The following is a 12353-nucleotide window of genomic DNA, read 5'->3' as shown; positions in this document are numbered from 1 at the left end:
CTAAATTAGTACTTCATTTTTAGCAAGCGTAATCTCCATAAGTATAAACTACCTAGTGAGTCTTCGTAATCGTGGTCATCATCCTTATGAATGACTTCTAACATATTAACTGCCGTTTCAATCTGCCCGTCCTGAAGGTATGCTAGTGCTAAATAATATTCCGCTTTATCTTTAATCATAAAAGCACTTTGATCTTCCATTACTTGCTGAAAAGCGGTAATTGATTCCTCGGTACGTCCTTGCTCTAAGTAGGCGTATCCAGCCCGGAACGTTTCGGCAAAGGTAGGTTTTTTCAACTCGCCATAAAGACGAAGTACTTCTTCATAATTACCAAACTGGTACTCAACCCGCACTTGGTCGGCTATGGTACCCTCTTGATCTTCCATACTTCGGTTAGAAAGACCTAGGTACGGAGGCTCATTAGCAATCCGCTCTTCGTACAGTCGCTCGGGCGAAAGTGTAGCGTATTGAATAGTCAAATATCCTACTAATATAATCGCTAACCCAGCAGCAACCCGACCCATCCATTGGAACATCGGCACCGCTTTTACATCATCTTCTTCTTTTACACCAAACGGTTCTTCGGGAGTAGAAAGCGTGTTGGGAGTTTCTTCTACTACTGTTGATGGGCTACCTTCAGCCTTCATAGCTGCTCTAACGGCTTTTATTTCGTTTTTTAACCCTTGGTGCTGAAGTAGCGCTTGCATTATTTGGGTATCTTCAACTTCCTGTTGCAGTGTGCTATCTTGCTGCATCTCCATCTGGAACTTCTGAAGTTCTTCAGGGTTTAGATCACCCTTCACGTAGCGGTCAATCCGTTCCGCTCTATTCATGTCATTCAATTTATCCATTTGCTAATAAACTTCTAAAGTTCTGTTTCATTTCGGGATGCTCATTAAGCAAGCCCTTCAGCTTATTCATACAACGGTATTTCATGTTACGAGCTACCTGTTCGGTTTCGTAACCCATGTGTTGAAAAATTTCTTTCATCGGTAAGTTCTCGTAGTAGAAAAGAAGAAGAATCTTTTTACAGTTGTCTCCTAGCTTCTCTAAAAGATGGAGTAGTTGATCCTTAACTTCGTTTTCACCAATACTCTCTTGAATGTCCTTTTCTTCCTTTTCAGTTTGTTCGTAGTAATTAGTTTCTCGCATCAATACTCGGTTTTGTCGCTTTAGCTCATTACGCCATAAGTTGCGGGCAATAGAGTACAAAAACGTTTTAATACTACTGTCACCTCTGAAATTTCCTTTTCGAACAATATTGATAAAAACTACAATGGCTTCCTGAAAGAAGTCTTCGGCATCTTCGTCGTTGCCACTATTAGAACGAATGTAGCTGGTAACACTATCGAAGTTGGTATGGTATAAATGGCGAATAACCGGGTCTAAACTTTTGCTATGGTTTATGGCTTCTATCACATCTTGATCTTCGTAAACCGTTTGTATTTTTTTGGTATTCATAGCTTGGTAAACGTAGGGTAGTAAATTGTAACTAAAATAGAAAAAAAATTTTCTACTATAAGGAGTGGGACGAAGGGTATATCGTTTTTTTTAGTTTGTTGGGTGACAATAGGTGAGGTAAAACTACTAATAACAAAGGAAACTTCAACCATGCCCACCCGCTTAACCCTAGTTCTTTGTGCAATCCTCGCTGCTTTATGTCTCACTCGCTGCGACCATCAAGTACGCTATCGACAACTTCCCTTCTGGGTACAACGGCACTTCCAGCAGTTATCAGAGTGGCAGCACCCGCAAAAAATAGAAGTTGACCACAGTCAGCGTAAAATTTACTGGCTCAATAAGCAGGGGGAGATAAGAGCAATTGGAGCCAACGGCAAAAACGAAATAGTAATTAACAAAGGAATCGGTGCCCAAGCTGGAATCACGTTTATTAGTGATTTTACTATTGATGAGCGTGCTGGGATTCTGTACTTTACTGATTTGATGGATGTTAATAGTGGGCAATCCGCCTTAAAAAAGGCTGATCTAAATGGTAATTATACTGAAGTGATCACTACTTTTCCTACCAAAGTACCTTACGCAGTACATTGGGACGACGCTAATGAACAGCTTTACTACGCAACCCGGCAAAAGGGCGGTCAAACTCATCATCTGTATCAATTGGGGCAAAGTCTATCGCTAATGAAAACTACCCAAAAGGTAAATGATATTGCTGCCTTCATTAAGCCTAGCTCATATTCACCCAATCAGGGAGTGTTGGTAGCAGATCATCTACTTGAGTATGCTAAACAATAAACCTTCAGAAAGAAAACACTTTAGAAGGGGTAATGATGAAGTCTAGCGGAATATCATACTGATCAACATCGGTAATTTGATCAACGGGTGACTCGAGCGAAAGGCCAACCTTAACTGTATTAGCCCGACATTGCGCTAAAAAACGGTCATAGTACCCCCCGCCGTACCCCACCCGATAACCAGAACGGTCAAAAATTAATAGCGGAACCACTATCCAGTCCAGTTCTTCTATCGGAACTAGGGGGGCTGAAACCAAAGGCTCGCGAATATTCCATTGGTTGAGTTCTAAATCAGCATCGTGAGTGAAAAGGTGATGCGTAAGAACTCCATTGGAATGACTGCGGGGAGTAACTACTTGTATTTGAGTTTGAGATAACAAATACGCGATAATCAAATCAGTACTAGCCTCTCGTTTTTTTGCCGAGGAAAGGTAGCAATGCACGGTAGTTGGTTGAGTAACCGAAAATTGCTGACGGAAATAGGTGAAAATTTGCTTATTACGCTGAGTGTATTCCTGATTAGTGAGCGTCTTCCTTTTGGCTTTATATTTCCAACGCAGCTCAGCCTTAGTCATTATTCCCCTTCATTCAAGATATGAAACTGAAAATCAAACGGATCAAATGTTTCCAGTAGTTCTTCAATAAAATGAGGATTATTGATGTAGAAGTTCAGAAAGTTTTCCTTTCGCTCCTGTAACGATCCTTCCGGAAACAGTTTGTCTTTTAACCCTTCCAACTGTTTAACCGATGTTTCTTGGTTTTGCTCTTCTGCCTTTTTGAGCCTTTTCTCAATATTACTTAAGCTTTTGAACGATTGGTTGGCTTCCGACCCAATAAATCCTTCTAAACTGCCGTCTACGGCGCGAGCCTTTTCTTTGATTGTCTCAAAAACCTGCGCTAAAGCCGATTTTTCTTCTTGGAGTGAAATGTTAGCATCGGTATTATCCTCCACAAATTTCTTAACCAAAGATTGAGTATCTAGAAATAGATCTTCTGTCGGAATAGCTACTTTTTGTAGTTTCTTCGCATTGGTCTTGTTGATAACCAACGCGAAATTACGGGGTATCAAAATAGGAAAAGTTACTTGGTAGTGGTCAAAAGCCGGTTTCAGTTGTAGCCAGTAGGAGAGTTCCGAAGGCCCACCAACGTAGGCTAGGTTGGGTAAAATTACTTCTTGGTAAAGCGGACGCAGAATTACGTTGGGGCTAAATCGTTCGGGATACTCTTCTAACTCCTGAAGCAATTCTTCCTCTGAAAAAATGTGATTCGTATTTAGTATCTGAAATTTTTCTCCTTCCCGCACAATCCGTTCTCGACTCGCTTTGTGCAAGTAAAATAAATTGATCTCCCGGGGGAAAACCTGGGTTTTGTAGTCTAGCTCCTCCAGCTTAGCGGAGGTTTTTTCTACTTTTTGCTTAGCAGTATGATTTAGTAAATCATCTTTCATTACGGCAGCAAAAGATGATTTCAGTTGAGCATCATCAGCGTCTAGTACCACCAATCCGTACTTGCCAAAAAGCTCGTTTACGTAGTAGCGTACTGCATCCGCTAAATTCTCTTGCTTATGGTAGGCTTCTTCAAATATTGGAGTTTTCTCGGGCAGGGCATCTAGCACATCGCCCAAGCCATTGAGTTGAAAGCGACCAACCGCTCCCTGCTGGTCGGTCTCCCAGGTATAGGTTTTTCCGAACAGGGAAAAGTAGCTAATTTCTTCAAAATCATGATCTTCCGAAGCCATCCAGTACACCGGCACAAACTTATGGTCGGGATGCTTTTCCTTTAACTCCCGACAAGCATTGATGACTGTGACGATTTTATAGATAAAATAAAGCGGCCCGGTAAAAATATTGAGTTGATGCCCAGTGGTGACGGTAAACGTTTTATCGTCCGCCAGACCTTGGATATTTTCAGTGACGGCTGCTGAAGAATCTATTGATTGATACTGCTGCTGGAGCACCGCTACCAACGTAGATCGTTGCTCGGCCGAGAACTGCTTTTCAGCTAGTTGCTCAGAAAAGCTTGCTAATTGGGGTGGACGATGGTAGAAGGAGTTCAGCTTGGATTCACCGGCAAGGTAGTCTAAAAAGATAGGATCAAACTGTTGGGTTTTGGCTAGGGGTAGTTTTTCTAGTGTCATCTGAGATTATGTGTCGATCTAAATGGGCGGGTTGCGCCACGGTTCCAAATAAGTCGAACTCAGAAGCATCGGTAATGGTTACACGCGCGAAGTCGCCTAAGCGTAAATAATTTTCCTGAGCCGGAATCAGTACCTCGTTATCTACCTCCGGTGAATCGGCTTCGGTTCGTCCGATGAAGTAGCCACCTTCCTTACGATCAACCAATACTTGCAACGTTTTTCCGATCTTCTGCTGATTCTTTTTCCAGGATATTAATTCTTGAACTTCCATCACCTGATTAACTCGCTCTTGTTTTACTTCCTCAGGGATATCGTCGGCCATGTTAAATGCGTGGGTTCCTTCCTCGTGGGAGTAAGCGAAAATGCCTAACCGGTCGAATTGGGTCTGTTCCACGAATTCCAGCATTTGAGCAAAATCTTCTTCGGTTTCCCCAGGGTGCCCAGCAATGAGCGTAGTACGTAGAGCGATGTCGGGTATCTTGTTTCTGATTTCACTTAGCAATTGCTCGGTTTTTTCGCGGGTAATGCCCCGCCGCATCAACTTAAGCATTCGGGTAGAGCCGTGCTGAAGCGGCATATCCAGGTAATTACAAACATTAGATCGCTCGGCCATTACATCCAACACATCCATCGGAAAACCGGATGGGAAAGCGTAATGCAGGCGAATCCACTCAATACCTTTTACATCGGACAAACGTCGCAGTAAGTCGGCCAGCCGACGCTTCCGGTAAATATCTAAACCGTAATACGTCAGGTCTTGAGCAATTAGCAGCAATTCTTTGGTACCGTTACGGGCCAAAGTTTCGGCTTGCTTCACTAAATTTTCGATTGGTTGGGAAACGTGCTTGCCGCGCATCAGTGGAATGGCGCAGAAGGAGCAGGGACGGTCGCAGCCCTCGGCAATTTTCAGGTAAGCGTAGTGACGAGCGGTGGTAGTAATTCGTTCGCCTACTAACTCGTGCTTATAATTGGCATTGAATTTTTTGAGTAGCAGCGGTAACTCCAATGTACCAAAAAAAGCATCTACCTCGGGAATTTCCTGTTCCAGATCATCTTTGTAGCGTTGCGAAAGACAGCCAGTAACGTACAACTTCTCAATTTGTCCCTCCTGCTTAGCATCAGCGTAGCGCAAAATGGTGTCGATAGATTCTTGTTTGGCGTTATCAATAAAGCCGCAGGTGTTAACAATCACTACATTCGCTTCATCCTGGGCTGATTCGTGGGTAGCATCAATCTGGTTGCCTTTAAGTTGGGTAAGCATCACTTCAGAGTCTACCAAATTCTTAGAACAACCCAGGGTAACGATGTTTACTTTATCTTTTTTTCGTCCTTTCGTCTTCACAGGCGTGCTTCGGTTTTAATTGTCTACAAAATTAGCAAAATTTGTCGCTCGTTAATTTATTATCTCACCTAGCGTTAAGCAACAAGGTAAGTTGTTGCGCGTTGGTAGGACGAACGACTATGGAGCATAACGCATTTTGGTACAGAAAGAATCACTTGAGCGTGTTGATCGCGCTCATTTTTTTTGGTTTGGCCGCTTGCCAAGACGAATCTGACTGCACTACCGACTCTACCAACATCGTTCTACTGGAATTTATTAAACTAGTAAACGGCGAAGGTAGTAATAATGAAGCTGATGAATTAGATGATATTTTAGTGTTTAGAGAAGGAAGCAATAATCCGGTTGAGAAAATTACTCCCAATGTAATAGGAGTTCCCATTGATCCAACGAGTAATAGTACGACTGTAACTATTTTCAGGGAAATAGGAAATACCTCTAAGCTAGATACTTTAGTGCTTACTTACCGACGGGAGCAAACCTTAACTTCACCCGAGTGTGGTCCTGACCAGCGATTTTTGGGTCTAGCGTACAATAAAGAGCAAACCACTTTTGATTCGGTGCAGCTGCGAGGAGCTGAAACCAATCAGTTTCTCGATGGGGTTAATTTTCGGATATACACTTGCCGGTACGAAATGACCAATGATCTACAACTACGCTTTAACTATCCGGCTAATGAAGATACGATAGTGGATACCTTGGTAGTCAGTCGAATCTACTCGGATGTAGGAAAGCGAGAAGACCTAAGTCAGAACGATAGCATTCCGGAAAATGGAAGCTTTACAGTAATGGTACCAATTTCTGAGGAGCGGGAGCAAATCAAAGTATTTCTGGAGATTGAGCAAGATGATGCTCCTTTCCGGGAAGTAAACGTACTATACCAGCGCGATACTTTTCAAGTACCTACCTGTTTGGCGCAAAATCGCTACCAAATAGATTCGGTGTGGATGACCGATACCACGCGTTTGTTCGATCCTGAGATTACCGAAGAAATTCTTAATATTAATAATCCTACCAATGCTCAGGTTTCTATTCGGTAGTATTTTGGTTGGCCTTTTAAGCGTCAATCTGGCTCAAGCCCAGGTAGACGATTCACTGGATGTAGTAGGTAAGTACGAGCCGCTGGCTCTGCGGGTAGGGGTTTCTGTGAATAATTTGTTGAGAACGGTAGTCCGCAACAATGATACCCAGTATAGCTTTCAGGCCGATGCTGTATTTGGCCGTTATATGCTAGTAGCCGAATACGGGCGAGCTGAACTTCAGCGTAGCAACTTTGCGGAAAACCCGTTTACCTACCAAAGCCAAGGTTCCTTCTTTCGATTTGGGCCGGATGTAAATTTACTGGTCAACCAATCAAAAAACAGCTTTCGGGCCGATGGAGATATTATCTTCTTCGGATTGCGCTTTGCCCGGGCGCAAGTGACCGATGCAATGACGTTGCAAACTCGCGATGATACAGAAGATATAGATGGAAATAATAATGCTTTCTGGCCGTCGCAGGAAATCACGACCCAAAATAGCAATCGCGGGGTGATTTGGTTAGAAATGACGGCGGGTATGAAAGTACAACTCTACCGTAATATTTTTCTGGGATACAATCTACGCTTTAAGTTTGCCCGTAACTTCGCGGGTGAGCCTTCACTCATACCTTACGAAATACCGGGTTTTGGCCCCGGAGAAAACGAGGAGTCCTTTCGTTTCGACTACTACCTAATCTATCAAATTCCCTTTAAGAAATAGGCAGAGAGCTGCCTATGTAATGGTAAAACAATAACTTCATCGTTTTACGAGCACTTCTTTCGCGTTGCCACTTCGCGGATCGCCGCCCGGTTAAAATGCCTCGTCAGGACTTAGGCCCTACCTACATTTTTCGCCTCGAGGCAACACAAAATAACCAGATCAAAAACGACAACTCATTATTCCACCATTACTATGGAATAATGAGTTTCTCTGCATGGCGAAAGCGGTCGGAGACTAAAGTGATAGTATACAAGCCCGATGCTAGTGCATCCAGGTCAGCTAAAGTAATAGTAATCCCCCCGATGCTGTCGGTATTTCTTTGGTAATTACGCACCATGAATCCAGTCATGTCGGTTATTCGGATGGTTACCGATTGTTCGGTAGCAAGCCCGGCAGCGGTGATCACAGTCTGATAATTCTCTACCGGATTAGGTTGAATACTAATCGTAGCTTCTTGAGGATTATGTATAACCGCAATAGTCCGAGAGCGAGTGCTAGTTCCATCAAAATCTACCTGCTTCAAACGGTAGTAAACTATTCCGAACGGTGCTTGGGTATCCAGAATTCCGTAGTATAACGGAGTAGCACTATCACCACCTCCTTCTACCTGTACTACTTCATCAAATGATGATCCGCCTATCAGGCGTTCTACCACAAAATGACTGTTGTTAGTCTCACTCGCTGTTGTCCACAGTAGCTCTACACCGTCCGCAGTGGAAATGCCTTGGAAATCAATGAGTTCAACAGGTAGGGGGTTATTATCTGCTTCGGAAGAGGCTAGCACAAAATCGCTAAACGTTGTAAATGTACCGGATGTAATTGTTCCCGCCTCAAAAGTATCTTCTACTTCATCCCCAGTATCACCCGTGCCGCCCAGATCAATCCAGTTAGCGCCATCACTTTTTGCGATTCGTAACGTAGAAGCTACGTCTGATCTATCGTCAAGGTTATAGTTGATTATTACATTAGCAGAAGCTATTCCAGCCGCTGCTGTTGGAGGGGCAGCTGAAGTTTGCGTAATAGTATAGTGACGAACTGTAGAAACACGTTCCAGACCTACCGGAAGGGTGCGATCTGTTGGAGCCGTCTCAATTAGCATTCCGGTATAGAATGAAGCAGCAGCATCAGCCTGCGTTAAGTTCAGCGTAATTGGGCGATACGTAGTACCACTACCGAAAGGAAAAATTTTAGTTATAGGGGCAATGGCATCTTCCGTGTGCTGTAGGGGGCCGTTTACATAGCTAGTACCTGATCCACCAGTGACAGAAGCACTAGCTCCCAACACTAGCAAATTGGAAGCAGTAGTATTAACAATGCCATCGGTCAGATTTAAAGCTTGGTTGACTGTGCTGGCATCATTTAGCGTTAATGTTCCGCCCCCTTGCTTAGTTAGCTGAAGAAACGTTACTGCTCCATTGATGTTTTGATCGCCACTTCCACCAAACACTACGTTAGTACCACTTCCATTGTTAAGAGCCGCTCCGCTAGTAACGGTTAAATCGTCAAGAATAGTAGTAGTGGTGTTAATGGCCGTATTTACTCCGGTAGTATTATTGATTAGTAGCGAACCAAAGGTATTATCGCCTGCAATAGTCTGACTCGTAGTACCATTAAAATTCACTGTGCCAGTAGTAGCAAATGTGCCACCATTATTCCAATTGCCTAACAGGTTAAAATCAGCGGTTCCACCTACCACATCATCTGCCGAAATAATTAAGTCGCCTCCGTTAGCACCATTATCTAGGGTAATCGTTCCACTAATGTTTACAGGGTTAGAACTATTTTTACTAATGTTTAAGTTATGAAAGGTATTGACTCCAGCAACGTTTTGATCGGCAGCATCATTTAAAATCAGATCTTCCACATTACTGTAGATGCTTGGTCCGCTGGCGCTGGCGTTAGACCAGTTTCCCATTAGTACGATATCAGTTCCGGTATTGAAATCTACGGAACCGGAAGCAGCTAAAATTCGGAAATTACCAGTAGTGAATGAACCGCCGGAAGTAATGTTCTTAGTCCCAATATTGTCAAACTGAACACTACCCGCACTAAAGTCAATACCCGGAGGAAGCGACTGTGCGGTGGCACCTACTAAGGCAAACGTGCCCGTTCCTATATCTATACTGCCACTATTTAGTCCCAGACTGCCCCCGAGTGAGATATTGTTACCGTTGGCGCTTAGCGTGACATCGTTTACGGTGAGATCATTGTCAACAATGATACTCCCACTTAAGGTCTTATTTTGGGTGCCACTAACTATTAGATTATGGTAGTTTTGCCCTCCACCTAAATTGGAAAAACTATAACTACTGCCTGCGTCGGTAAATTCTACGGTGCCATTGTCAAAAAACGTGGTTCCTAACACATTGTAGGTAGGTAAATCACCGGAGATGAAGGTTAGCTGACCGGTACCGGTAAGTATCCCAAAATCATAACTTGTGGCCGAATTGGTAAGCACTAAGTTACCATCGAGTTGCAGCCCAGCTACACTAACATCAGCGGAAGAGGTAATAGTATGGACCGCTTGAATCTCTACTTCATTGAACTCGGAAGGAACGGCCGAAGTGCCACCACCAAGCGGATTCGTATTCCAAGTACCAACCACATTCCAGTTACCATCAGCTACGCTATAGAGTTTGTCAAAGAAGGCACCTGCTTCCCCAGCTACCCATTCGGTAGAGGCATCGGTTATAGTAATGTTGCTAGAGCCGAAGGTGTTAGTACCGGGAGTGACTACCCCATTGGTAGCTTCACTTAAAGATCCATTGTAGACCCAAGACAGGTAGTCTATTTCACTACCCTGAATATCGCTGTCAGCGTAAGTAAATTCTACGCTTCCGGTGATATTAGTAATACTGTTCAAGTTTAAGACGAAGTGCCGATCAATGGCCCGGGTACCGTCTATCAGAGGGTAGCTACCGGGACCATTTATGGAGCGAACTCCCACACTACCGCCTGTGGTGGTAATTGCCGTAGCGTCGATGTTTACCGGAGTATAATTACTACCGACTCCAATGGGGAAGGTGACATCGTAAGTAGCAGGGTCGCTGCTTCCTTCCTTGATTACCTGCGAAGCTGAGGTAGTGCCCCCGGTTACAATCATACGGTTACTACTAAACGAGCCAGTTACAACAGCAGCACTACCCAATGTTAGGTCGTTAGTGCTACCCGGTAAAACCAAATTGCCATCGTTAGCCATATTGAGCACCCCACTTACACTAACGGGTACATTGAGCGAAAGGGTAGTAGCGGATGCTTTAGCCAGTGTCAGATTCGTAAAATCTACTCCGGTAACTCCTTCTATTGATTGATCATTGGTTGTATTGTTGAAGCTTACAGTACTTGCATCAACAATAGGAGTTGTGCTGGCTAAATTATTGTTAATGAGGTTTCCAGCTAGGGTAAGAGGTTTTGATTGTAGATCAAGCATTCCGGTAGAAAAGGTAAGGTCCCCAGTAATGTTTAGTTGAGTCACTTGCTGACCTCCATTGTCTAGATTTACCCCTGCTGAGTTATCAATAATAATATTGCCAAAACTCTCGGTACTACTGGTATTGGTTATATCTATTTCCTGAAGTGTTGTCCCGTTGAAAATAACGGTGCCAGTTCCGGGTAAGAATGCACTGCTATTGCGACTATCGCGGTTCCAATCTCCCCGGATAGCAATAGTATGGTTTTCAGCGGATAGTTTTGCGCCACTACCAATAGTAAGATCACCATCAACAATGATGTCGCCTGCTAAACTTCTAATTCCTGTTCCACTAAAGATTATATCCCAGTAGCTAGCTCCGTTTAGCGAAGCTACCGTTTGCGCGCTATTGTTTATGTACCTTACTAAACTACCGGATTGAAGGTTGTAGGTGCCGAAGCCCGAAGGAAAGCTATTGAGCCCTTCAACCCTCAGTTCCGAACCAGTTCCTAAAGCGAAAGTCCCCCCCGATGTACCAGTAAATGTAAATTGATCGTCATCTACTCTATCAGTAGTGGTAATTGATAAATCTCCGTTTATAGTGTAATCAGTATCAAGGTTATAGACTCGAGTTCCAGATAGTATTAAGTGATTGTATGTGCTCTGACTGGTAGGGAGAGTGCCATTTGTAGAATAATTATACTCAACTGTTCCGCCGCCAGCAACTACAAAATTATTATCTAGTGTAGGGATGTCTGGCGTAGCTGCTACGGTAAACTTCAACGTGCCTTCGCCGTTAATAGTACCAATATCGTACTGAGTACCATCGGTTTCCAAAACCTCTAGAATTCCGGTGCTTTCAATAGTAGTGTTAGCAGCGTTATACGTTCCAGTGGTGCCGATGATGACGGTATGGGTACTTTGAATAACGGTGGGACTTGAAGTTGTGGGAGTACCATCGGAACCACTACCATCAGCCTCAGTATTCCACGTGTTTGTATTATCCCAGTCGGTTGCTACTCCAGTACTGTAATAGATAGTAGGATCAACGAAGCCATCTCCAGCAGTAAAATCGTACTGATTCAGAGCTTCGCTAGTCGTTAGTGAAATGGTATTGATGCCAGAGTTTACATTTGCTATTGATCCTTCTTGCCAAGTCAGACCATCGTAGTAAGCATCAACGTAGGTATCTTCTTCCGCTTCATTACCCGGGTTAGCATCGTAGTAAATATACGTATGGTTGATATTGGGAGCGGTGCTAAAGCCGGATGTCTCTACAGTCCAATAGTAATCCAGGGAAGAGGTTGCCGTAGCTGCTAATGGGTGAGACTCATTCACCGGATTAACGCGGATAGTTCCGTTGCCAGTAGTACCATAATTCGTAAGCTCAAAGGCAGCCGGTGTATATTCGGTGACCCCTATCGGAAAGGTAAAACTAGTATTGGCTGAGAACACTCTTTCTATGCCCTGGGC

Annotated in this window: 8 protein-coding genes and 1 pseudogene; 3 read left to right on the top strand and 6 right to left on the bottom strand. The window is 43.7% G+C overall.

Annotated features, from left to right (window positions below):
- Positions 1-5 precede the first annotated feature (5 nt).
- Together WBA23_RS17045 and WBA23_RS17040 are read right to left on the bottom strand one after the other, a co-directional pair.
- A complete protein-coding gene (locus tag WBA23_RS17045; RefSeq protein ID WP_424583490.1) occupies positions 6-833 on the bottom strand; it encodes a tetratricopeptide repeat protein in 828 nt (275 codons plus the stop codon).
- Positions 834-843: 10 nt separating this feature from the next.
- Positions 844-1461 (bottom strand): RNA polymerase sigma factor, encoded by a 618-nt coding sequence (locus WBA23_RS17040; RefSeq protein ID WP_424583489.1) that lies wholly within the window; start codon positions 1459-1461, stop codon positions 844-846.
- Positions 1462-1611: 150 nt separating this feature from the next.
- Here WBA23_RS17040 and WBA23_RS17035 point away from each other — a divergent pair, with 150 nt between their 5' ends.
- On the top strand, positions 1612-2256 hold the full coding sequence (locus WBA23_RS17035; protein ID WP_424583488.1) for a hypothetical protein: 645 nt from the start codon (positions 1612-1614) through the stop codon (positions 2254-2256).
- A 4-nt stretch (positions 2257-2260) separates the two neighbouring features.
- Here the strand turns inward: WBA23_RS17035 and WBA23_RS17030 are convergent, their stop codons facing one another.
- The 3 genes from WBA23_RS17030 to rimO are packed head-to-tail and all read right to left on the bottom strand — an operon-like array spanning position 2261 to position 5734.
- A complete protein-coding gene (locus WBA23_RS17030) occupies positions 2261-2830 on the bottom strand; it encodes a 5-formyltetrahydrofolate cyclo-ligase (protein ID WP_424583487.1) in 570 nt (189 codons plus the stop codon).
- A complete protein-coding gene (bshC, locus tag WBA23_RS17025; protein WP_424583486.1) occupies positions 2830-4392 on the bottom strand; it encodes a bacillithiol biosynthesis cysteine-adding enzyme BshC in 1563 nt (520 codons plus the stop codon). Before bshC ends, WBA23_RS17030 begins: the two co-directional genes overlap by 1 nt.
- A complete protein-coding gene (gene rimO, locus WBA23_RS17020) occupies positions 4349-5734 on the bottom strand; it encodes a 30S ribosomal protein S12 methylthiotransferase RimO (protein ID WP_424583485.1) in 1386 nt (461 codons plus the stop codon). The genes bshC and rimO overlap by 44 nt, the downstream gene beginning before the upstream one ends.
- A gap of 119 nt (positions 5735-5853) precedes the next feature.
- Here rimO and WBA23_RS17015 point away from each other — a divergent pair, with 119 nt between their 5' ends.
- Together WBA23_RS17015 and WBA23_RS17010 are read left to right on the top strand one after the other, a co-directional pair.
- Positions 5854-6771: a DUF6452 family protein gene (locus tag WBA23_RS17015; RefSeq protein ID WP_424583484.1), complete on the top strand. Its 918-nt coding sequence runs from the start codon at positions 5854-5856 to the stop codon at positions 6769-6771.
- Complete coding sequence (locus tag WBA23_RS17010) at positions 6749-7471, top strand: DUF6048 family protein (RefSeq protein WP_424583483.1); 723 nt, start codon at positions 6749-6751, stop codon at positions 7469-7471. Before WBA23_RS17015 ends, WBA23_RS17010 begins: the two co-directional genes overlap by 23 nt.
- Before the next feature lie 190 nt (positions 7472-7661).
- On the opposite strand, the pseudogene WBA23_RS17005 reads toward WBA23_RS17010, so the two are convergent.
- Positions 7662-12353: pseudogene (locus WBA23_RS17005) on the bottom strand (hypothetical protein); the annotation flags it as partial.

The sequence above is a fragment of the Tunicatimonas sp. genome, assembly GCF_049647865.1.
Taxonomy (GTDB): Bacteria; Bacteroidota; Bacteroidia; order Cytophagales; family Cyclobacteriaceae; genus Tunicatimonas.
Note: the sequence above shows the minus strand (reverse complement) of the source record. Positions and strands in the feature narration are given on the sequence as shown.